Origin of the sequence: Flagellimonas olearia (assembly GCF_004150225.1) — a bacterium.
Lineage (GTDB): Bacteria > Bacteroidota > Bacteroidia > Flavobacteriales > Flavobacteriaceae > Flagellimonas > Flagellimonas olearia.
In genome coordinates, this window is record NZ_ML142911.1 from 266269 (window position 1) to 291076 (window position 24808).

The window sequence follows — 24808 nt, forward strand, 5'->3', positions numbered from 1 at the left end:
AGTTAGATTAGTTTCCTAAAACCAACAGGAACCACCAACCAACACCTATGCTAAAGCTCTTTAGAAAAGTTAGAAAACAACTGATCGCCGAGAAAAAAATCAGGAATTACCTCCTATATGCCCTTGGGGAAATCGTCCTTGTAGTGATTGGCATTCTCATTGCCTTGGCCATTAACAATGCCAATGAACAAAGCATAAAACGGCAAAAAGAACAGGTATACCTTAAAGGCTTAAAAGAAGAGTTTGAGACCAGTAAATATAAATTGGAAGAGTTGATCAAATTCAACAAGAACAGCTATAATGCAGCTACTGAAATTGTAAAGATCATGGACCAAAACGAAAGTCCTTCGGAGGAAAAGTTGTCCGAACTGTTCGTTACCGCCTTTGCCTATGATATCTTCTTCAACCCCAACAACTCACTTCTCAATGAAATGGTAAATTCCGGAAGTCTTAAGGACATCACCAATAATGCTCTACGGATAAAACTCACCAATTGGATCGCCACCATAGACGACATTTCCAATCAAGAACGAATGCAGGACGAGCAACGAAACAGTACCGTCAATGCTTTTAGGGATGAAGGCCATAGTATCCGAACCATTCTGGACCATACGGGCATGTCCGAAAAAATGGGAATCCCTATGGGTGAAAAGGCCATGAGCAATTTATCCGTTTTGGAGTCCATTGCCTTCCAAAACAACATTCTAATGTTCATCATTACAAGTCAATCCACGGAAACAGAACATTACAATCCCTTGATGTTTCAGTTGGAATCCATTCTAAAAGTGATTGACCAAGAATTGGAACATTAAAAAAAGGTGCGGTTAAAACCGCACCTTTTTTTAATTGACGGTATCCTTTTTCTTTTTCAACAATCCCCCCAGAATGGACTTGGCCGTATTCTTTACCGGGTCCTCCTCGGTCTTGGTGGTTGTGGTATCTTTTGCTTTATCGCCTCCCAAAAGGTTGCCCAAGGTTTCTTTAACCCCTGAAGATTGGGTGGCAGTGGAATCGGTATTATCTTTCTTGAACATATCGGACAACAGGTCCTTGGCCTTGTCCTTTCCTTGGTTGACCAATTTCTGTTTTTGGATTTCCACCAGTTTTGTGGTCAAGGTCTTTACACTTGAGGTCAGATCGGTGGTCACGGTAGGATTGGTAAAATTACCCCCAATGTTCGCCGTAACAGGAATAGTGACCTCCTTTAAACTTTCATCGTTCATTTGCGCAATGAGCTTGTTTACCTCATTCCCCAGATATTTGGCCGGCACATCCAAGGTGGCCTTGTACTGCATCTGACGGTCAAACGAATGGCCTCCATCCACATTTACGGCTATATCCTTGTACTTTACAGTAAACGGCTTCACCTTTACGGTACCGTTGTCAAAACTCAAGGCAGTCTTCAATCCTTGTAGGTCAATGTCCTTGGTGTTCAAAAAGTTCAGCTTACTGTCCAAGGCCGAAAGCAAGGGCGCTTTCTGGGTATCCACTTTAGTGGATAGGAGTTCTGCCAACAAATCCCCGGAAATGGTGGCCAAGTTGGGTGTGAAATCGTCCTTCAAATTTCCACCGATCTTAATTTGGGAATTGAGTTTTCCCTGAAGCGCCTGCGCCAATGGCGTAAGTGCCTTGAACAATTCCAATGCTTGGAATGACTCCCCAATATTAAAATTGCTCATCCCCAAATCCATGTTGAAGGTTGATGCTTCTTCTTTGGTGGACACGGACCCTTTCATCCCCAAAGTACCTCCAAAAAGGTCCGAGGTTAGGTTCTCAACCGTGGCCGTTTCATCCTTGATGATCAACTTGCCCTTTACATTTTTCAGTTTTAGGTTGTCATACAAAACCGTTCCCGCCGTGGCGTCAATGGTACAATCCAAAAAGGATGGGATTTTAATGCGCTCCCCCCCTTCTGAAGTGGTAGTGGTCTCGGCCTCTCCTTCTTCTTGCGTGGCTTCCTCCACCATAAAATCATTCAAGGCAAAGGTATTGGAGGCCAACGAAAAGTTTCCTTCCACTTTTTCATCGTTGAACATAAACCCAAGTAGGTTGGTCAATGTACCCTTGGCATCAAAATCCGTGCTTCCCGTTTTTCCTTTAAAGGAATCCAGGGTGACCGTATTGGGATTAAACGTAACGAAAGCGGTGTTGATGGCCACCGGATTCTTGAGTTCCTCCGAAGCGTACTCAAAACCGGAGACCGATGCCTTCCCGGTTGTTTTGGTATTCTGATAACGTTTCTTCTCCAATGATTCCATATCAAAGGCCGTGGTCACATCCGCATTCAGGATACCTTTTAGGTTGTAATCCTCAGGTACGGGATAGGCTTGGGAGATATTGGCCAGATTGATCTTGCCATCCATATGGGCATCCACCTTGGTGTTCCCCATAAGGTCACGGATCTTGGAGGTCAGGTTGAACTTGTCCTGATCTATGGTAAACGACAATCGTTTGATGTCCACATAGGTATCTTCAGTGATTCCCGTGGTATTGTTGATCTCGGTGTCAATGAATACATTCTGCACCGATTTGGGCAGGTCCGGATATTTGAAAGAGGCATTTTCAGAATTGATCTTGATGTTGAACGCAGGAATATGGGTGTCGTCCACAATACCCTTGAACTGCCCGTTCACCTCAAAATTTCCAGTGGTCTGCACCGTTTCTATGTTTTTGGAATAAGCCTCAGGAATCACGGCCAAAAAGTTCTTAAAGTCGGAAGATGGTGTTTTGAAGGTTACATCCACTTCCTGATTATCGTCATTCAACTTTACAAAACCATCAAACACCAAGGGCAATTGGTTGATCATGGCCTTGTTCTCCAAAAAGGAGTATTGGTTTTCCTTCAGGTCGATATCGATCAAGGCATCCAAGGACACCTTATGGTTATTGAGATATTTTGTGCTGTCCATTTCAAAAGACACCAAAGCATCGGTCAAAGTCTTCAACTGCGATTTTTCCAAGGAAAGGTCCCCGGTTCCCGAATGGTTCATTTCCAGCAGGGCCAAACGCATTCCCGTGGCCATATCGTCATAGATGATTTCAGAATCGGTAATGGCATAGGCATCCATGGCCAAAGTAAAATTGTCACCAGAACCTTCAGATGCATCGGTCGATGCTGATTCATCTGCCTTGGCAATGTCGTAATTGGCATTCTGGTTTTCATCCACTTTTATGTGAAGCTTGGCCTTGTCCACATTCAAACTTTGGATGACAATGGGTTCGTCTGCAGATTTAAAGAGCTCCTTGATGGACATCTTCAATTCAATCTCGCCAGAGGCAAATAGGGTATCCCCTTCAAAAGGGGCCTTGTTGACCAAAGAAATGTTGGTGAGTTCCACATTGGCATTGGGAAAGCTTTTGAGCAAGCTCAAATCGGCCTCCTCAAAATCCAAAGTGGCATTAATACTGTTGTTCACCTTGTTTTTAATGATCTGCTCAATTTTTCCCTGGAGGAAAAAGGGCAGTGCAATGATCAAGGCTAGTAGGACAAGTAGGGTTATTCCGGTAATCTTCAGGACTTTTCTCTTCATAAGATCATGTTTTACAACAAATTAAAGGAGAAGATTTTAATCCAACGGAATCTCTTCCCCTATTTTTAAGTTAAATCTTTTCCGCATCAGATATACGAAAAAATAGAGCAGAGGGGTGTCGAACACCGCAATGATCACCTTGAAAATAAATCCACTGATGACCAATCCGTAGAACTTATCCCAGGGCAGTACCCCAAAAATGCAGAGCAGGCCCACTACGGTAAACGTATCCACAAACTGCGAGGTAAAGGTGGAAAAATTGTTACGAAGCCATAGCATCCTGCCATTGGTGACCCTTTTCCAGAAATGGTAAATGGAGATATCTATGTACTGTGCGGCCAAGTAGGCCAACATGGAGGCCAAGACCCCCAAAGGGGACAAGCCAAATACCTTGGTGAAGGCAACATCATCCACAGGGGAAGAGGGTATGGCAGGAACATAATTGCCCAACAAAATGATCGCCATGGAAAACACCGAGGCAAAAATCCCGGCGGTTACCACCTGATTGGCCTTTCGCTTTCCGTAAATCTCAGAAATGAGGTCCGTGATCAAAAAAGTAATGGGATAGGGCAAAATCCCCACCGAAAGTTCAAAAAGGGGTGCCCCAAAAACGGTGATTTCGCCAAAGGGGTTCCAATAAAAGAATTTTTGAAAAATAAGGTTGGACACCACCAAGGAAGTGATGAACAACGCCCCCATATAGAGATAAATCGAAAACGCTTTTTTCTTATCGCTTTGCGTCATCCGTTTATTTTATGTTGAGACTGAAAGGCATCCGGGCCTGGACTCCCTTTTGTTCCGAGGCTTGTTTGAATTCCTTTAGGATTTGATAGGCTTCGCCGCCAATTTCCTCTTTGATCAATGACGTTTTTATTTTGGACTCCATGCCGCCCAAGTCGTCCATGAACCGTTCAAAATTGGATTTGTATTTGGGGTATTTCCGAATGCCATAGGCTCCCAACCCGGCCATATCCGCTGCAGCAGTTATCGCATCATCCAAATTACCGAGTTCATCCACAAGTCCATTGGCTTGGGCATCCACCCCACTCCATACCCTGCCTTGGGCCAAGGAGTCCACTTGGGCCATGCTCATTTTTCTGCCTTCGGCCACACGCTCCAAAAAAGTGTTGTAGGTATCCTCTATACCCTCTTGGACCACATCCCGGAACGAATCGTTCATGGGTTCGAACAGCGAATAGTCCACCGAATTTTTATTGGTCCCCACTTGCTCGGCATTGATTCCTATGTTTCCGGCCAGTTCGTGGATATTGGGAATGGTTCCAAATACACCTATGGAACCTGTAATGGTAGTGGGTTCTGCAAATATTTTGTCTCCGGCCACTCCAATATAATACCCCCCGGATGCTGCCACGTTTCCAAAGGAAACAACCACCGGTTTCACTGCCTTGGCCAGTGTAATTTCACGCCAGATGATATCGGAAACCAAGGCACTGCCCCCTGGTGAATCCACTCGAAGCACTATTGCTTTGACATCTTTGTCATTCTTTGCTTTGTGCAGGGCATCCACCATAAGACCCTGCCCCAAAAAATCCTTTCCGCCATCTCCATAAAGGATTTCTCCTTGGGCATAGATCACGGCTATTTTATCCGTACCGGTATGTACTTTTTCCCAATGGGCCAGACGAACGTATTCTTCAAACTCAATATAGTTTAGATCCTCACCTTGACTTACCCCCATTGCATTGCGCAATAGGTTTTCGTACTCATCAAAATGCAAATCGCCATCAATCAATCCGGAGGCCACTGCATATTTGGGAGTCCTGCCTCCCAGGGTATCTGCAATGATATTTAGGTTTTCCCGGCTTATATTTCGGGTGGCCGATACATCATCCACAATAACATCCCAGATGGAGGTGATCAACTCCTTGATCTGCAAACGGTTTTCAGCACTCATGGTATTGGACAAAAAGGGTTCTACCGCACTTTTATACTTCCCGTGCCGGATGACCTCCATTTTTACCCCAGTTTTTTCCTGAAAATCCTTGTAATAGAGAATTTCTGTGGAAAGTCCCTTAAAATCCAATGCACCAACGGGGTTCAGGTACACCTCATCGGCCACACTGGCCAGATAGTAGTCTTTTTGGGTATAAAAGTCCGAATGGGCCATCACAAATTTCCCGGAAGACTTAAAATCCAGCAGCGCTTCCCGAATCTCCCGCGTCTGGGCCACTCCGGCCTGTAAAAAGCTCGTGGTTAAACTAATGCCCCTGATATTGGCATCTTCCTTGGCCACTTTTATGGCATGGATGATTTCGTCCAATCCCATTTCCTCGTCCCAAAGACCCGCAAAGGGACTGTTCTCGTCCTTTCCAGTATAATCCATGATCGGCGCCATAAAACGCAACTCCAGAATCGAGTTCTGTTTTACCACCACTCCATCTTCCATATTGCCGATCAGGGCAATAAAAATGAGAAACATCCCCATCACAATTCCAAAGGCCACCAAAGATCCCAAAATAGAGGCCAAAAGGTTTCTTAAAAAGTTCATCCAGCATAAATTTATTCCACCCCAAATATAACCATTGTTCCATTGTTTTGTTTACTTTGTCCTTTTGATATGGGTCAATCTCAACACGTATATCTTTCACTGGGCAGCAATCTGGGCAATCGGTACGCAACGATCCAGAAGGCGCTTTTTCGAATTCAACGTGAGGTCGGTGATATTTTGGCCATTTCTTCCGTTTATGAGAATCCAGCCGTGGGGTTTGATGGCGATGATTTTCTGAACATCTGCGTTGCCTTGGTGACCCCGCTGTCCCCTTCGGAGCTTTTACAGGCGGTTTTACGGATTGAAAAGGATTTTGGCAGAGATCGTACGCAAAATACGGGCTACCAATCCCGCACTTTGGATGTTGACATCATCCTTTATGGGAAGCAAATCATCAACACACCCGATTTAATCGTCCCCCACCCGCAGATGCAGCACCGGAAATTTGTACTGAAACCCTTGGCCGATATTGCCCCCCAACTGTACCATCCCGTGCTCAACAAAGACATACGCAACTTGTTGCAGGAGTGTAGGGACAAGAGCAAATTGAAGAAGACCCCATACAAATTGTTCCGGAACAGGTCCGAGCTTTTTTCGCAATTGCAGTTCATTGCCATTGAAGGAAACATTGGCGCCGGAAAGACCACCCTTTCCAAAATGATTGCCGAGGACTTCAATGCCAAATTGGTATTGGAGCGTTTTGCGGACAACCCTTTCCTACCAAAGTTTTATGAAGACCAAATGCGCTACGCCTTTCCCTTGGAAATGTCCTTTTTGGCGGACCGCTACCAACAATTTACGGACGACACCTCCCAATTTGACTTGTTCAAGAATTTTATGGTAAGTGATTACGATATCTTTAAATCGCTCATTTTCGCCAAAATCACCTTACAAGCCGATGAATTCAACTTGTACCGAAAGGTCTTTAGTTTTATGTACAAGGAGGTAAAAAAGCCGGATATTTATCTGTATCTCTATCAAAATACGGAGCGACTTTTGGCCAATATCAAGAAAAGAGGACGGGATTATGAGCAGAAAATAGACCCTGTCTATTTGGAGAAAATCAACCGGGGATACCTTGATTTTATTAAGACCCTGCCCAACCAGAACAGTATTGTGCTGGATTTGAGCGAGCTGGATTTTGTCAACAATCCATCGGATTATGAAACCATCCTGGAACGGTTGGAGGACAACATTCTCTCCCTATCTTTTTAGGAAAATTTTTAGAAAATGTTTGGATATAACGAATGGTTTTATTTTATTAGACGCCGCTAATAGAGCAACTAACTAACTCAAACTATATATTTCGCCCTGATTTATTCAGGGCTTTTTTGTTTTTGGGAGTCATGTTTAGCCCATAGATCCCACACCACTATCCCCGCACTTACCGAAATGTTCAACGAGTGTTTGGTCCCAAACTGCGGAATCTCCAAAACCGTATCGCAAGCCGTGACCACCTCTTGGGAAACCCCTTTTACCTCGTTTCCAAAAATCAGGGCCAGGGTTTCACGGGGGTTGGATTCAAAATCATCCAGCATCACTGCATTTTCAGCTTGTTCCACGGCAACGGTACGGACGCCCATCGCTTTCAATTCCCCGACCAACTCCAAAGTGCTCTCCCGATATTCCCAGTCCACACTCTCCGTGGCGCCCAAGGCAGTTTTACGGATATCCTTATGGGGCGGGGTGGCCGTAATGCCACATAAATATATTTTTTGGATTCGAAACGCATCGGCCGTACGGAACACCGAGCCAATATTGTTCAGGCTTCGGATGTTGTCCAACACCACAATGATCGGTGTTTTTTCCGCTTCCTTGAACGCTTCCACATCCAATCGTCCCAACTCACTGTTTTCCAGTTTCCGATTCATTTTTTTAACCATTCCGTCCAAAATATCAACAATGCTTTTTGTAGTTTCTGAAAAACGATACTTTCGTGTTTCACCTCATCGACAAAAATAACGCAATACATTTATTTTGGCCGCTACTTCAAAATCCAAAAAAGTAACCCCTTTAATGCAACAGTACAATGCCATCAAGGTAAAACACCCTGATGCCTTATTGTTGTTCCGTGTTGGGGATTTCTACGAGACCTTTGGGGATGATGCGGTGAAAGCTGCCAAGATTTTGGGCATTATCCTTACCCATAGGAACAATGGTGGCGACAAAACGGAGTTGGCCGGTTTTCCGCACCACTCCCTGAACACCTACCTCCCAAAATTGGTCAAGGCGGGGCAACGCGTGGCCATTTGTGATCAGTTGGAAGACCCCAAACAGACCAAGAGTATTGTAAAGCGAGGGGTAACGGAGCTGGTAACCCCTGGGGTGGCCCTTAACGATGATATCCTTTCGGCCAAGAGCAACAACTTTTTATGTGCCGTACACTTTGGCAGGACCAAAATGGGGATTTCCTTCTTGGACATCTCCACGGGTGAGTTTTTAACCGCGGAAGGTTCGGCGGAACAGATGGACAAGCTACTCCAAAACTTCGCCCCCAATGAGGTATTGGTCTCCAAAAGCCACAAAAAAGAGTTTATCGAGGTTTTTGGCAACCAGCTCCACAGTTTCTTTATGGAAGATTGGATTTTCCAGGAAGATTATGCCCAAGAGAGCCTCAACAATCATTTTGGAACCAAAACCCTTAAGGGTTTCGGGATAGAACATTTGGGCCAAGGCATCATTGCTTCCGGGGCGGTACTGCATTACCTTTCCGAGACGCAGCACAGTCGATTGCAACATATCAATAGAATCCAACGCATTGCGGAGGAAGAATATGTTTGGATGGACCGATTTACCATCCGTAATCTGGAACTGTACCATTCCCCCCACCAAAATGCAGTGACCCTTCTGGACATCATCGACCGGACCCTCTCCCCTATGGGCGGAAGACTGTTGAAGCGTTGGTTGGCCCTTCCCTTAAAAAACAAGGAACGGATTCAGGAACGCCACCAAGTGGTCGCCCATTTGAAAGATCAGGAAGAATCCCTCGAAAAGATACAGCATTGGATCAAACCCATGGGCGATTTGGAACGACTCATCTCCAAACTGGCCACGGGAAAGATCAACCCCAAAGAGGTGGTGCAGCTTAAAAATTCCCTGGAGGCTTTGGTCCCCATCAAACACTTGGCCCAACAAAGTGCAAACACCTCTTTACAACGCATTGGGCAACGTTTGGATGCCTGTGAGGCCCTTCGGTCCAAAATCAAGGAAGTCCTCAATGAAGAGGCCCCCGTAAACCTAGCCAAGGGCCATACCATTGCCCAAGGGTATTCGGATGAATTGGACGAGTTGCGCAACTTGGCATTCTCCGGGAAGGATTACCTGGACAAAATGTTGGAACGGGAAACCAAGGAAACGGGTATCACTTCCCTCAAAATTGCCTCCAATAATGTTTTTGGCTATTATATTGAGGTTCGCAATACCCACAAGGACAAGGTACCGGAAAGTTGGATTCGCAAACAGACCTTGGTCAATGCCGAACGCTACATTACGGAAGAACTCAAAGAATACGAAGCCAAGATTTTGGGGGCCGAAGAACGCATCTTTGTTTTGGAGCAACAGTTGTTTGAACAACTTTTGATGTGGATGCAGGAATACATTGCCCCTGTGCAGCAAAACGCCCATCTCATCGCCCAATTGGATTGCCTTTGCGGATTTGCCCAACTGGCCAAGGAAAATGGTTATGTGGAACCCCTTGTGGATGAATCCACCGAACTCCACATCAAAGAGGGACGACATCCGGTCATTGAAAAACAATTGCCCTTGGGCGAGAGCTATGTGACCAACGATGTACTCCTGAACCGGGAAGAACAACAAATTATCATGATCACGGGACCGAACATGAGTGGTAAGTCGGCCATATTGAGGCAAACGGCCCTGATTGTACTCTTGGCCCAAATGGGAAGCTTTGTTCCCGCTTCGGAGGCCAAGATTGGTCTGGTGGACAAGATTTTCACCCGTGTGGGGGCCAGCGACAATATTTCCATGGGCGAATCTACCTTTATGGTGGAAATGAACGAGACAGCTTCCATCCTTAATAATTTATCCGAGCGCAGTTTGGTCCTTTTGGATGAGATTGGCCGGGGTACCAGCACCTATGATGGTATTTCCATTGCGTGGGCCATATCAGAATACCTCCATGAGCATCCGGCACGCGCCAAGACCCTTTTTGCCACCCATTACCACGAGCTCAACGAGATGACGGCCACTTTTTCCCGAATCAAGAATTACAATGTATCGGTAAAGGAATTGAAGGACAATGTACTATTCCTTCGGAAATTGGTGCCTGGGGGAAGTGAGCATAGTTTTGGAATCCATGTGGCCAAGATGGCCGGCATGCCCCAACAGGTGATCCAGAAGGCCAATAAAATCCTTAAAAAGTTGGAGAAATCGCATTCCAGTGAGGAAATGACGGATAAACTCCAGCTGGCCCAAAATGAAATGCAGTTGAGCTTCTTTAACTTGGATGATCCCTTGTTGGAGGAAATCAAAGAGGAAATCCTTCATTTGGACATAGATACGCTCACGCCGGTGGAAGCATTGATGAAATTGAACGAGATCAAACGCTTGCTAGGCAAAAAGAAAACAGCATCCTCTTAAAAAAATTCTTTCTGTTTTAGAGAAAAACATTAAATTTGCATCCGCACTGAAAAAAGTGCAGGGTTCTTTAAAATGCGAAAATAGCTCAGTTGGTAGAGCATCACCTTGCCAAGGTGGAGGTCGCGGGTTCGAATCCCGTTTTTCGCTCTAAAACGCTGCTTGCAGCGTTTTTTTGTTTCAAGTCCAGGCTCGAGTGGTGGAATTGGTAGACACGCCGGACTTAAAATCCTGTGGGCATTTTGCCCGTGCGGGTTCAAGTCCCGCCTCGAGTACAGAAATCCCTTTTAATCCATTGATTATTAGGGATTTTTATTTCAGCCACATACGATTGTTATAGCCTATCATTAAAATTATGGTCGTTTGGGTTCAGGTAAGAACAATGCATCCACAATGGCATCCATTGCCTTTTCAAAATTGATTGCCCGACAAGATCGGATCAATCCAAAATTTTTCCATTGACGTCCAACGAGAGTTCTTTTCTCTCCTCTCCTTTGTCCAATCGGACTTTATAGCCGGTAAACTCCTTATCGTTGACAAATGTTACCCGTGACACTTGAAAACCCGGGTATTTTGACAATACCAATTGCTCCAATTCTTTGGGCAGAGGGTCTTGGTAAGGGATGGTGTTGGAAAATCTCCGCTCCGCAATGGCTTCACTATTTCTTTCCACAAACTCATTGGGCAAACCTTCCTTTTTAACCAAATCGAATGCATCATAAAGCTCCCCAACCGCTGTATACGATTCAAAGGATAATCTATCATCCTCAATACTTATTACCTGAAACAATTGGGTGTTTTCCGCGGCCCGATCTCTTTCGGCATCATACCCATCCCACGCGTTTTTACGCAAGCCGTACATTTTACCACCACTTACGGAAACCACATATACCGTTCCTGTCTTGTCCCGCATATTTACCCCATCCAAAACATTCTCATTGGGAGAGACCCTGCCCCGGGCGTAACTATGGTCATGACCCTGTAGGACAAGATCAACCTTATGCTTATCAAAAATGGGTTTCATCAACTCCCGCCATTCCTTATTGTCCCTACCATCCGAGGCAGAAAACAAGGGATGATGAAAAGTAACCACCTTCCACTCCTTATCGGTTTCAGAAAATACCTTATCTACCCACTCCGCTTGTTTTTCATGGTCCGTATTACTGTTCAACCCTATGATTCTCATGTTCTGATAATCCATATAATAGGCTGTTTCCTCCAATCCTTCCGGGCCATTTTCGGGCAATGTAAATTGATGTTCCCATTGTGCGGACAAGCTTCTCCCAGTAGCTTCAGGACTTAAATTCTGATATTCGTGGTTTCCCGGAATTGGAAAAGCTCCAATGGAGGCATGAATCCACCCACCCGCATCAAACCATTCCTGCCATTGCTGTTCGTTATGGGCATTGTTCACCAAATCCCCGGCATGCACAATAAATTTTGCATCCGGAGCTTTTCTATAGCCTTCCCTAATTAAACGCGACCACAGTTCCAAGATGAAGTTTTGGGTATCCCCAACATATAGAAATGAAAACTTATCCTTGTTTTCCTTTGGGGCAGTCTTGAATTGTATCCATTCACTCCATCGCTTGCCATCCCCAACCCGATAGGCATAGGTGGTATTGCTTTGTAAATCTGTAAACCATACCGAATGGTAATTGGCCAATACTTCGGCCCCATTGATATTTGTGGCATCAAAAGTATTGGTGACCGCTTTTAAGGTTTTCGCATTCCGCCAAAATTTAGGAGCGGCGGTTGCTATTGCAATCTCGGCATAGGCCGTGTCTATTTCAGCTGTAGTACGCCAAGTAACACTGGCCGATGTTGCTGGGTCTTCACCATAGGAAAGGACAATTCTATCAGGATGGTTTGTGGGCTTACGCCATTCCAAATCAAACTCAGGAGCCTTGTAGGTACGGGGCAGTTCTTGCCCAAAGCCTCCATTCATCACCACAAGCCCAAAAAGTAAGATTATTCGTTTAAGTTTTATTGCCATAACAAGGTGCATTGATTCTTTTTAAAATACGAATGATCTACAAATAAGATTCAGCCGATACAGGGTTGCATCTCCTGCAATAAAACAAATAAACAAACTAAGTGGAACCGACCCTCCTTCCCAAGGTTAAGTTTTGGTCAATATTTTCCCATGTTGACCTTGGTCTAAAGCTGATTTTCAGTCCGTGTTTTCATAAACAAAAAATGGCCAGTTAAAAACTGGCCACTTTCTGAGCTATATCAAATAATAGATATATTAATGGAAAGGCAATACAAATTCTGAGGACTTATTGGCCACCAAAATTTCGTTTACATTCACGGCAGTGGTTGCCACTCCGGTTCCTGCATCATAAGTAATTGCATCCAATTGGGTCTTGATCGCATCAATAAATGGAGGAATCAAGGCAACTGTTCCCAAGTCACCGGCAGAAATATTTTCATTCTGCAACACTTCATTCTCATCAACAATCAGTTTTAATCCCATATCCACAAAACGAAGTCCTTCGGCAATGAATACCTCTTGTCTTGTTCTGTACAACAACTCCAAACCAGCATCATCGGCCGTAAGGCCTGCAATTTCGCCAGCCGTCAAAGAAGTTCCTGAAACAGAAGGAACATCCACATCTCCGCTCTGTCTGTCCAATACAAGTCCTGCACGACCGTTTACAACCACCGTTGCATTGTCTGGTCTAGAACCAGGATCATCTTCTGTTCTTCCCTCAATGGCATCATCAACGCTTCTTACTTCACGGGTTGCAATCAACTCCAAAAGTTCAGTAAGGTTCGCTTGCGCAGCAGGCACATTGCTATCCGCCAAATTGGCTTCGGCCAAAATCAATAGGGCTTCCTCTGCCTTCAGATAGTGAATGGGAGCATCCTCTTCATCTGAAAGGTAGGAGTACTTGGGGTCCAAGAAATCCAAGGTGGGCAGTGGCTGCAAATCGTCAAAGGTTCCCCTTTGGTACAATGCATCCTCGAACCTATTGTCAGACTGTGTTCCATTTGGAACCAAATCAGGAGCAGCCGCGTCATATCTAACGGTATTATCAAACGTTCTGCTAATGGCCAAGGCATCATTGGCAGCAGCTACCGCAGCAGCTTTATTGCCCAAATAATAATTGGCCCTTGCTTTTGCCAAGTGATATTTGGTTTCGCTACCATTCAAGCCAATAGCCACATCAAATTGCGCAATGGCATCCTGATAATGTTGTGCAGACGCTACCATTGGGCCTAGTGGCTCCTGTGGTAACGCTGGAAAATACATGGCAGAGTATAGGTAGGCCATTCCCAAGTAAAAATTGTAATCTGCCTCAATGGCTGTTGTATACTCAGTATCAGCAGGCCCTACAGTCTCCAACCCAAAAATGGCCATTTCACGAAGACGTGCCACTTCACGGGTGGCATCCCTAAGGTCTGGATCGGCAGGTTGAAACTCCAAATTGTCCAAAAACTGGTTAAAGAAAGTTTCGGTGTTCACATAATTGTCCGAACCCAATTCGGCCAATACCAACATCTCGTTGTACACAAAACCCATATTTCTTTCTATTCCGCTCAACCAAATAGCAGAAGAATTCGGCTGTCCAACAACGGATTGCTCAGAAAGCGTGGGGTTCTCCACATCGGTGAAATCCACTACGCTACTTAAGTCATCAGTACAGTTCAGTAAAGAGAGTGCTGCGACTGTTATTAAAACTATTTTTTTCATATCCTTTTTTTATTCGATTAAAACTGAAATCTTAGGGAGCTCATGAAAATTCTTGGAGCAGATTCGGTTCCATACGCAAATCCACCACTAGCGAACCCATTCTGTGCACCAATACCTGAACCTGTTGCTTCTGGGTCAAAGTCCCCAGCAGTCCAGTTAAATGGATTTGTCACAGTAACACCAAGCTTAACGCTTGAGAAAGGCTTAAGAACATCCCCAAAATTATAGGAAGCACCAATGTTTCTGATCTTGAAGAAATCATTATCAAAAACAAAGTAGTTTACATAGTTGAAAGGACTGGTAGTACCTACCAAATCTTCTGGAATACCTGTATTGTCAACTCCACCCAAGTGTCTTAGCAAGAAGCTCAAATCTGTGATCTTACCTCCGTACTGATAGTCACCAGAGACAAAGAAATTGATCTTGTCCTTCCAAGAATAGTTCAAGTTGATGGTACCAAACTTAGGCGCAAAGGTTTTACCCAAAGCACTGTTGGTCTCAAAACTGTAGGAACCATCATCCTGACGAATGGCAGCGGTACCTCTAAGGAAACCAAGGCTTTCCCCTTCAGCAACAACCGATCCCAATACATTAAATCCACCCACAACGAATGGTGCTGCACCACCGGTATCCACAACATTGTTTTCGTTGGTGTTGTAAGACACGGTCAAGTCCAATTGATGTTCTGGAGTTTGAAGCACGAATGCTCTCATTTCAAATTCCCAACCTTTGTTTTCCACTTCACCAATGTTGGCAATTTGGTTCTGAGATCCTTCAGATGGAGGCTTTACAGGAGTAAACAGTGCATCTTCGGTAATTGATTTATAACGCGTTCCGCTAAAGTTCAAGCGATTGCCAAAGAATCCAAGCTCAACTCCAAATTCTGTGGTTTTAACGGTTTCAGAAATCAAATCATCGTTCCCAGGGTTTGCAAAAGAAAATGCAGGAACACCCAAGTACGGGCTTAACTCAAAGGTTTTATCCTGAGAAAAAGGACGGGCAAAGTTTGTAGCCTCACCGTAGTTCCCTCTCAATTTCACAGTGGATACAATATCACTGATACCGCTGTCCCTGTAAAAATCATGGTCAGACACGTTATAGGTCAAACCTACTTTAGGCAACAATAAGGGTTTGGTATTGGCACCAGCAGAGGTGTTTTTATCCAATCTACCACCAAATTCCAAGAAAGCTACATCATATATACCAAGGTTTTCCAAGAAATACAATCCGTAGTTGGCATTTTCCAATACATAATCTGAAGCGGATTGGGTTGGGAAGAAGTCAATCTTTCTTGTTCCATCAACACCTCCCGATCCATCCAATCGGTTTTGTCTATCCGTAGTCCTGAAAAACTGTCCACCCAAGATGGTCACGAAAGAAAAGTTATCCGTTTCGGCCCTATGGGTCAAGTTCAAATCACCGGTAACCACAAAATTGTTTCGGATCACCCTGGCCAATTCAGCTTGGTCAGTTGTTCCAGGAGCAACCACGCCAATGGCCACTTGAAAGGCATTGGATTGCAAGTTCTCCTGAGTTGTGGTCCTGTAATCGATACCCACCGTTGCATTGGCCTGAATAGAGCTGCTAATGTCGTAGATGAATTTATTGGACCCGGTAAACCTGCTAGTGTTGCTGGTAATGTCCACAAGGGAACCTACCTCATTGGAATTAGCAAGTACTGCTGCCCACTCCGCATCGGTCATGGCATCCAAGTCCCCATAAGAACCTCCTTCAAAGTTACCGAAACGCGAAAAGCTCGTGTTGGCATTGTAATCCAAATTGGAATCAAAGCTCACATAAGAGAATGAACCTTGGTACTTGAAGTTATCCGTTACATTGGCCGTATAACCAAAAGTAAAGGTTCTTCTTACCTGCTCATTGAGCTTGTTGAATCCGTCATCCTTATATAGACTTCCTCCGAAGTTATACGAGAATTTCTCTGAACCCCCACTGAACCCTACGCGGTATTCTTGGGAAAATCCAGGCTCAAAAAGGGCTTCACCCGTTCTGTCATACTTTAAAAAATCGGAAGTCGCCTTGATCACGCCCAAACGGCTTTCAAAAAAGGCCGTAGACCTTCCGGCCTTACCTTTTTTGGTGATGATCTGAATTACACCGTTTGCAGCATCTGCTCCATACAATGTAGTTGCGGCACCCCCTTTAATGTACTCTATCCTTTCAATGGACTCTACCGGGATATCGGCAAGAGCGGAAACGTTTGCACCTCCAGTATCAAGTCCGAGACTTGGGTTGGAGTTCAAATTGTCCACACGTACACCGTCAACAATAATAACGGGAGTAGATGAGCTAGCAGCCGAAATAGGCCCTCTAGTCCTAATGATAGAGGCCGTACCGGGCTGGCCAGAACTCATACGAATCTGGGCACTGGGAGCAGTTGCCTGCAACATTTGGTCAATTTGGTTGGAAGGAAGTCTATCGATTTCCTCAGAATCCAACACATCTACGGTAGTGGACAGCTTTCTTTTAGCAATCCCCGAACCTTGACCGGTTACAATAACTTCTGCCAAAGCTTGGGCATCATCCTCCATTTGTACATCAATGGTACTGGACGCCCCAATGGTTCTCTGAACAGTTTTTTGGCCAAGATAGCTAAACCTCAACACCTGTCCCTCACTGGCAGCGATGACATAGTTGCCATCAAAATCTGTCTGTGTTCCATTAGTGGTACCTACCACTACAATGGAAACACCGGGAAGGGGCAGATCGTTTTGGTCAGTTACATTTCCTGTAACCGTTTTTTCTTGCCCAAAAGAAAAAGACATACACAGCACCAGGAATGGCGCTGCAATCCACATCAACTTGGTTTTCATTTAATGATTTTTTTGAATTAGTCTGCAAAAATCCGCATAATTGGTCAATATTCCAAAAAAATGTAATATTATTCAATTTTTTTTGAAATATTTTATTTACCGTAAAATGTTGATTTTTACTACAATAGATGTAGCCCTTTAACACAAAATGTAGATGTGTTAAAGTTTCAAAGGAAGGAGATCAAAACCCAAATATTGAGCCACAATCAATCCTTTTTAACATTTACCATGCGCTTTTGCACATAGCGAAAAATATGTTGTGTGTTGTTTTTGAACGCCAGGCTGTCACTATTGGCGTTTTTTAGGGAAAATACCTTGGAAAAATTCCCTCACCTCTTGCTTTAAGGTCCTGCAAAGATACTTCAGCATAGTGCCATTGCCAAACAATTTCAAACCATCATCAAGTTTTTAACATTCCCCGTTGAAACTGATAAACCTAAAAAATTGTAAATGAGCATATTATAAATCCTTTCCGAAATGTTAAAATGTAGTACATTAGACCAATGCACATTACCATTACATGACAAAACCAAAATCGTTACTCAAAGCCTTGGGGCCGGGGCTATTGTTTGCCAGCATGGCCATAGGCACCTCCCATTTGGTACTTTCCACAAAGGCCGGCGCCCAATACGGATGGATCATGGTCATTCCCATCCTGTTGGCCAATATCTTAAAATATCCATTTTTTGAGTTTGGTATTCGGTATACCACGGTCACGGAAAAAAGCTTGGTGGAAGGATATTTAAATTTGGGAAAAACATATCTGTGGGTCTATGCCTTTGTGACCCTGATTTCCACCTTTACGGTATTGGCGGCATTGTACGTGGTGACCGCGGGGCTGTTTATGAATCTTTTTGCCATTAGCAGCATGGGCGCCGGAACCATCTCACTGTGTCTCTTTGTATTTATAAGCCTTTTATTGATCATTGGGAAATATCGCTTTTTGGAAAACTCGCTCAAGGCAGTCATATCCATTCTGTTTGTCGCCTTATTGGTCACTACAGCCCTGGTACTTGAAAAAGGACCCGTTCCCGAATCCCAATCCTATCTGCGCCCTGAAATCTTCAATGAGGCCGGTGTTCTTTTCTTAATCGGATTGATGGGATGGATGCCCACTGCTGTGGAAGCCTCCGGCTGGGTGAGCCTTTGGGGAATGGAAAACCTAAAGACCATGAAAGAAAAACCAACATTAAAACTAGCCCTGCAAGAGTTCAATGTTGGTTATTTTTTAACCGCACTATTGGCCGTTTTCTTTTTGATCATTGGTTGGATGACACTTTACGGAACGGGAACCGAACTTAGTGGAAGTGCTGTGGTCTTTGCCGACCAGGTGGTTAACCTGTTCACAACACACATTGGCAACTGGGCCTATCTCTTTATTGCCGTGGCCGCGTTTGCCACCATGTTCAGCACATGCATGACCGCCCACGATGCCATTTCACGCGTAAGCCTTGATGTCCTGGAAAAGCTGTTCCCGGAAAAGGAATCGCTAAAAAGCAAAAATGCCTTTGCCATTATGGTCCTTTGCATGGCATTGGTCAATTGGGCCGTTATCACACTCTTTGGTGCCAATATGGGCCATTTAGTGGCTTTGGCCACTTTTGTATCCTTTGTGTTGGCCCCCTTATTGGGTTGGATGAATCTAAAAACCGTTATGGGTAAGGACATTCCAAAACCTTATAAGCCTAAAATAGGGCTGCAGGTACTTACCTATTCGGGCATAGTCTTTCTATCCCTTTTTGCACTTTATTATTGCTGGATGCTGTTGATGTAAACTACTCGTAGAGTACATTATCGTTGAGTACGACTATCAATGATCGTTGGTTCTGTTGATGCAGCATCTCCAAACAGAATACCCCGTTGGTACAATTGTTCAGGATTTTATCCTCACCATATCCAATGGAATACAAAATATTGGTAGCCGGCACCCCGTGCTCCACCAAATATTTTTTGATGGCATCCGAGCGCGCTTGGGTCAACCTAAAGTTGGTAGTACTGCCTCCCCTACTATCGGTATACGTTTCTATACGCAACTGGACAGCCGGGAATTTTTCAACAAAGGCCACAACCTTGTCCAACTCCGGTGTTGCTCCCACCGTCAATTGTGTATCCCCTCTGTTAAAATAGAATTTATTCAGCTTTACCACCTTCTGACCTTCCTTATCTTCCACCAAATCATCATAAAATGCCACTTCAATGGGATATGATGCATTATCCAGACTTGTTAAATCATCCTCAGTAAAACGCTTGGAAAATTTCGAATAACGCTCTTTTGAAGACTCCAACACCACCTCATCTTGCCAAGGAACCTCCAATCTATAGTTTCCATCTTCATCCGAGTACGTTTCAGCAAGTAACTTGCCCTCCTTATCCAATAACCTTACCGCAACTTTTTCAACAGTGGTTGAGGGACTATAGGATTTCACCACTTTACCTTTAAAGGTAAGGGTCTTTAAACCCGGTTTTTCATCGACCTTGAAACCATATAAATCGTCCTTGCCCTTTCCTCCGGGCCTATTTGAAGCAAAATAGCCCAACAATCCATCTCCATCATTTCGCATGATCAACCCAAAATCATCCTTTGGAGAATTTATGCCACTTCCCAAATTAATAGGAATACCAAAACCATCTTCCTCCACATTGGATTTGTAAATATCCATTCCACCCAGACCATAGAACACATCCGAAGCAAAGTAAAAGCTGTTCTCAAAGACAAAGGGAGCTATCTCATTCCCGGGAGAGTTGATCCTGGGACCCAAATTAATGGGAGCAGACATGATCTGTCCATTATTCGTGTATACAAAATAAAGGTCGGTACCCCCATATCCATTATCAAAATTGGCCGAAAAATAGAGCTTTCCACTATCCGCATCATAAAACGGATAATAGAACGAAGTACTTAAATCTTTCAGTAATAACTGAAAGGCCCCGCCTATAACCTGCTTGCCAATGGCCAAGGCATTCTTCCCGTTCTTATCAAAGCTGAGTTCCCCTTTTTGGGTATTGGAAAGTACGTATAGGATACTATTGAGTTTTTCGGAATAAAATGGAGTTGCTTTATGATAATTGGAGCTTGGCACCCCAGTAAAAGGCTGTACAGTGGAAATCTGTCCATCCGCCCCCAATTTAGATTGGTAGATATTGAAATACCCTTCATTTCCCGGTGCATAGGTGTTGCGCTTGTTCAGGGTACGCCCACTGGAAAACAGCAATTGATCTTTGTAAAAGGTAGGTGCAAAATCGGTTTGGGGGCTATTCCCCGTCAAATTGAAAATCTGATAATCCAATTCAGGACCAGCAGAGTCGTTTTCCAGCAATTGCACATTGAACTCCATGTTTTCCCAAAGTTCTTTTTGAAAACGGGATGACATCGTGGCCAAAAATGCAGTCTTCCTTTCCTTATTCGTTGTTTCGGAAAGACTTTGGAGCATTTTATTCAGATGATGTCCACTCATCAAGGTGTCCTTTTTGAAAAGCTCCAAATAGGCATCGGCCGCCTTTTCAAATTTATTGGTCTGGAAATAGGAATCCGCCAAGTTCAGGAATTGTTGTTCGGTAAGGGTTCCCGCAGCTTTTTCGGCCTCATAGGCATAGACCGCCTTTTGGTATTCGTACTGAAAAAAGAGGTCATCCCCTTTCGACTTCTTTTTTTGGGCAAAGCAGAGAACCATCCCTAAAAAAAAGACGACTAGTAGCGAAAGTATTTTATTTACTCGATCCATATTAGAAAAATCTAGGGGAATCTATCTGCTTACCTTTGTTTTTTGAGTCCTTTACTTTCCCTTTGTTAGACTTGGAGCCGCCAGAACCAAAACCACCCCTGCCTATGTAAAACTTAAGAATGGCCTCGTGGGACCCTCCGCTGTATTCACTTAATCCATTGGTATTGTAGTCGTAGGAATACCCTATGAACATGGCATTGGATATCTGAAACCCGGCCAATCCACTTACCGCATTATCAAACCGGTATGAGGCGCCGATGGTAAGGGCATCTATAAACTGAAAGTTGGCCGAAAGGTTCACATTAACCGGAGATCCCTTCAAATAATTTACCAAAAAAGCCGGTTTGAACTTGGTCCGCTCCGCCAATTGAAAAACGTATCCCCCAATGGCATTGAACTGCATATTGTCTTCCACCAGGGTAGCCACCTCATCATTGTACAAACCATTGGTGAGGAAATTGGGTGCCGAGAGCCCCAAATACCAATCCTCTTCATGATACATAAAAAGTCCGGCCCCAACGGTAGGGTAAAAGCTATTGTAATTTTCCCCTAAAATGGAAGGGTCCGATCCATTTTGGAACGAACCTTTTGAATAGTCGATATCCAGCATGGAGCCTCCCGCATTGATCCCGAAGGACAATTTGGTATCGTCGGAAAGATTGATCTGGTAAGAATAAGAAGCCTCTATATAGGTTTGATTGGAGGGCCCCAGTTCATCGTTCACCACATTAAGCCCCAAACCCATTTTTTCATTGGACAGCGGTACGTTTACCCCAAACCGGATAGTGGTAGGGGCTCCGGGAATATCCACCCATTGGGCCCTGTACAATCCTATTACTTCAGGGCTTTCCACGGTACCTACATACGCTGGGTTAAAACTGCCTATGTTGTACATGTACTGGGTGTATTGTGGTTCTTTTTGGGCCTGCATATGGCCCATCCCCATCAAAACCATGCAGAATATTGCCGTAAATGTCCGTAAACCAATCTTATCTGGCATCTTTGTCTTTATCTTATAATCTGTATCCACCCTTTAATAACCTCGGCCCCATCTCCATGAAGATCCAATATATAGAAATAGGTTCCCTTAGGCACAGCTCCATTTTTACCTGTTCCATCCCATGAACTGTCATAACCATCCATGGCAAACACACTGTTCCCGTAGCGGTCAAATATCTCCAATCTGTTATTGGTGTAGTCGTCATTGGGATCCACAAACTTCAATCTATCATTAATCCCGTCATTATTGGGGGAAAATATGGTACATAGGGTCCCGGGATCCGTACATTGATCCCTTCCCACTGTTACCGATACCGTTGCCGTATTATTATTGATGACCTCATCCACAGGTAGTGAAGAAGTTAGCACCGCCGTATTTTGAAAAGTTCCCAGTTCAGTTACCCTAACCGTGATTTCCAGTGTTGCCGTGGCCATATCGGATGCCAAATCAGCGATGGTCCATTCCCCAGTATTGGAGTCGTAGGTTCCCACAGTGGCATCATCCCCTATATACTCAAAAGCCTCATCCAGCACATCGGTAACCACTATATCCAAAATCCTGTCCATGGTGGTATTCTCCAACGTAATGGTAAAAGTGATGATGTCATCCAACAATGGGCTTGCGTTATCAACTTCCTTGGTCAACACCAAGTCGATATCGGCATTGGCAAAACAATCCTCCACGGTAACGGTCACTTGAACGGAACTGTTCTCGCAGGGTCCGGCCGTAACAGTGGTGGTATATTCAAATACATAATCCCCAATGGCCAAATCCGTAAAGTTTACAACATTTCCTGCCCCAATGGCAACGCTTCCGTTGGAAGGATCGGTAATCACCGCCCAAGTTCCGGCATCGGCACCACTCAAGGTATCATCCAAATCAATGGTATTGGGACCATCCTCGCTCTCCGAATTACAAGCCACCACATCTGTTGCCGTACCCGGAGAAGGGGCATCCAAAACGGTTGCTATCACTTCTATCCGTTCGGTGGTACATCCATTGGCGGTGGCTTCCACATAAAAAGAAGTGGTTTCCGAGATGGAAGGCGTTATAAAAACCCCTCCTGTATCGAGCGCCGTACCGCCTGTGGGCACATCGTACCAGCTTAACACGCCACTGTCCGAGCTTGCCGTCAAGGTCAATGTACCTTCCCCACAACGTTCATCGCCCGTGGGATCAATGATCACCGGAATGGGGAAATTGGTAAGGGTAACGGTAAGTATTGGACTAGCACATGCGTTTACATCATCATAGAAAAATCCGAAATACTGTGCGGCACTACTCACCATACTATTTCGATGTCCATCAGTTTGATTGGGGTCTGGGTTGGTACTCCACGTCAAGGTGCTGCCCAAGGGGGCAACATTAGTCACGTAATCGTTCAAATCCACTAGAAAATCCCCGCAAAATACCGTGGGTTCCGTTGCATCCAATACTGGAGCGCCGCCGCCGGCATTACACACCGAGGTATCCTTGTCCGAAGTATCTTGCACAACCGCTCCGGTTCCATTGATATTCTCAAGGGTAACACTGAGGGTCACCAAGCCATCGGCCAGACTACTCAAATCAATATTGGCAATATTATCTGTGGGCGTAGCAATGGTGCCAGAGCCATTTACCGGTGTTCCCCCACCATCACTGGTAAAGGTATAGTTATAATCTGCCCCAACTTCGGCCCCTGCAAAGGTAAAGTTGATGGACGTTTGGTTATCAAAATTGATGATACTTTGATCAATGGTCGCTGTATATCCTGATGGAACAGCGGTGTATTTAACCGCGGTATCGGTTGTGGGAGGGCCTTCCGTACCCAAAATGTTGCTCACCACTACCGAAAGGGTTATAACTCCATCGGGTAAGCTGCTAATATCTAAATTGGACCTCGTGCCTCCTATCAAGGCCAATATGGAACCACTCCCCGTTACCGTACTCACGTTGCCATCCCCACTACTACTAAAAGAAAATTCATAGCTTGTTGAGAAGGCAGGTATGTTCGTCATGGTAAAGCTTACCGCTGTTTCATTGGTTACATTGATGGGATCTTGGTTGATGGTCAAGGTATAACCATCGGGCGGGGTATTGTCCTCACTGACCAAAGTTACCGTATCGCTATTAGGTGCACCAACGGTATAACCAGCTCCTGCCACCAAGGTAACGATTACCGTTTCATCCACCTCAACCTCAGAATCATTCAGAGGGGTAACTGGAATTATCCCATTCTGTTGTCCATTAATAATATCTACACTTCCAGAAAGGTTAGCGTAGTCACTTACCGGAGTCGCCGTACCTCCCACATTATAGTCCACCGTGATGGGTGAGCCTGTATTGTTCACCCCTCCAATATTTACCGTAAAAGCTCCAGGATCCAGTCCCTGTTCTTCGGCAGTATCATCACTCGCCGTGATGGTGGCAACAGCTGTATCGTCATTAAGAATAGTTCCTGTCGCAGGGGAACCGGAGACTGTCACCCCATTGGTCGGTGGTCCCAAGTTCACCGTAAAAGTCTCATCCAATTCAATGATGGTATCATCGGTTATAGCCACCGTTATATCCTGTGTTTCCGAGGCATTACCCACAAAGTTCAATGTATTTGGAGTATTGGCATAGTCTGTACCCCCTGCGGTACCATTGGTAAAGCTATAGGCTACTTGGGTACCTCCAGCAACCGCATTGTCCAGAGTCACGGTAAAGACCATGTTGCCTCCAACAACATCTTCTGCAACACTTTCATTTGTTATGGTCAGGGTAGCGGAGTCATCATTAGTGAAACTGCTCGTACCCTCATTGTCCGTCAAACTGATCGTGCCATTGTCCGTGGCGTCAAGGGTCACCGTGATGAGCTCGTCCGCCTCGACAACCACGTCCCCGTTGGTCGTCACATCTATCGTGGCACTCGTGCTACCCGAAGGTATAGTCACTTGGT

At 44.8% G+C, this 24808-nt stretch carries 14 protein-coding genes and 2 tRNA genes; 6 read left to right on the top strand and 10 right to left on the bottom strand.

Annotated features, from left to right (window positions below; all coding sequences use genetic code 11):
- Positions 1-47 precede the first annotated feature (47 nt).
- On the top strand, positions 48-812 hold the full coding sequence (locus tag DN53_RS13240) for a DUF6090 family protein (protein WP_129654861.1): 765 nt from the start codon (positions 48-50) through the stop codon (positions 810-812).
- 30 nt (positions 813-842) lie between these two features.
- Here the strand turns inward: DN53_RS13240 and DN53_RS13245 are convergent, their stop codons facing one another.
- From DN53_RS13245 to sppA, 3 genes are read right to left on the bottom strand one after another with little or no spacing between them, the layout of a single operon-like run.
- Positions 843-3530, bottom strand: coding sequence for an AsmA-like C-terminal region-containing protein (locus tag DN53_RS13245; protein ID WP_129654863.1), 2688 nt, complete (start codon positions 3528-3530; stop codon positions 843-845).
- A gap of 36 nt (positions 3531-3566) precedes the next feature.
- Positions 3567-4274 carry a queuosine precursor transporter gene (locus DN53_RS13250; RefSeq protein WP_129654865.1) on the bottom strand — a complete coding sequence of 236 codons (708 nt, stop codon included), beginning with the start codon at positions 4272-4274 and terminating at the stop codon, positions 3567-3569.
- A 4-nt stretch (positions 4275-4278) separates the two neighbouring features.
- Positions 4279-6039, bottom strand: a complete 1761-nt coding sequence (gene sppA, locus DN53_RS13255) for a signal peptide peptidase SppA (protein WP_129654867.1) — start codon at positions 6037-6039, stop codon at positions 4279-4281.
- Between the two features lie 69 nt (positions 6040-6108).
- Between sppA and folK the strand changes: the two genes are divergently transcribed.
- Complete coding sequence (gene folK, locus DN53_RS13260; RefSeq protein ID WP_129654869.1) at positions 6109-7254, top strand: 2-amino-4-hydroxy-6-hydroxymethyldihydropteridine diphosphokinase; 1146 nt, start codon at positions 6109-6111, stop codon at positions 7252-7254.
- Positions 7255-7355: 101 nt separating this feature from the next.
- On the opposite strand, the gene DN53_RS13265 is transcribed toward folK, so the two are convergent.
- Positions 7356-7910, bottom strand: a complete 555-nt coding sequence (locus DN53_RS13265) for an RNA methyltransferase (RefSeq protein ID WP_129654871.1) — start codon at positions 7908-7910, stop codon at positions 7356-7358.
- Positions 7911-8055: 145 nt separating this feature from the next.
- On the opposite strand from DN53_RS13265, the gene mutS reads away from it, so the two are divergent.
- The 3 genes from mutS to DN53_RS13280 all read left to right on the top strand — a co-directional run bounded on the left by mutS (position 8056) and on the right by DN53_RS13280 (position 10910).
- Positions 8056-10638: a DNA mismatch repair protein MutS gene (gene mutS, locus DN53_RS13270; RefSeq protein WP_129654873.1), complete on the top strand. Its 2583-nt coding sequence runs from the start codon at positions 8056-8058 to the stop codon at positions 10636-10638.
- 74 nt (positions 10639-10712) lie between these two features.
- Positions 10713-10785: transfer RNA gene (locus tag DN53_RS13275), tRNA-Gly, on the top strand.
- Between the two features lie 40 nt (positions 10786-10825).
- A tRNA-Leu gene (locus DN53_RS13280) sits at positions 10826-10910 on the top strand.
- Between the two features lie 164 nt (positions 10911-11074).
- On the opposite strand, the gene DN53_RS13285 is transcribed toward DN53_RS13280, so the two are convergent.
- From DN53_RS13285 to DN53_RS13295, 3 genes are all read right to left on the bottom strand, one after another.
- Positions 11075-12631: a purple acid phosphatase family protein gene (locus tag DN53_RS13285; RefSeq protein WP_129654875.1), complete on the bottom strand. Its 1557-nt coding sequence runs from the start codon at positions 12629-12631 to the stop codon at positions 11075-11077.
- 255 nt (positions 12632-12886) lie between these two features.
- Positions 12887-14335, bottom strand: coding sequence for a hypothetical protein (locus DN53_RS13290; RefSeq protein WP_129654877.1), 1449 nt, complete (start codon positions 14333-14335; stop codon positions 12887-12889).
- A gap of 17 nt (positions 14336-14352) precedes the next feature.
- Positions 14353-17166: a TonB-dependent receptor domain-containing protein gene (locus DN53_RS13295; RefSeq protein ID WP_129654879.1), complete on the bottom strand. Its 2814-nt coding sequence runs from the start codon at positions 17164-17166 to the stop codon at positions 14353-14355.
- A 520-nt stretch (positions 17167-17686) separates the two neighbouring features.
- Here DN53_RS13295 and DN53_RS13300 point away from each other — a divergent pair.
- Positions 17687-18940 carry an NRAMP family divalent metal transporter gene (locus tag DN53_RS13300; protein ID WP_129654882.1) on the top strand — a complete coding sequence of 418 codons (1254 nt, stop codon included), beginning with the start codon at positions 17687-17689 and terminating at the stop codon, positions 18938-18940.
- Position 18941: 1 nt separating this feature from the next.
- Here the strand turns inward: DN53_RS13300 and DN53_RS13305 are convergent, their stop codons facing one another.
- The 3 genes from DN53_RS13305 to DN53_RS13315 all read right to left on the bottom strand — a co-directional run.
- A complete protein-coding gene (locus DN53_RS13305) occupies positions 18942-20888 on the bottom strand; it encodes an OmpA family protein (protein WP_129654884.1) in 1947 nt (648 codons plus the stop codon).
- Between the two features lies 1 nt (position 20889).
- A complete protein-coding gene (locus DN53_RS13310; RefSeq protein WP_129654886.1) occupies positions 20890-21888 on the bottom strand; it encodes a PorP/SprF family type IX secretion system membrane protein in 999 nt (332 codons plus the stop codon).
- Between the two features lie 8 nt (positions 21889-21896).
- A partial coding sequence (locus DN53_RS13315) for a T9SS type B sorting domain-containing protein (protein ID WP_129654888.1) occupies positions 21897-24808 on the bottom strand: 2912 nt, incomplete at its 5' end.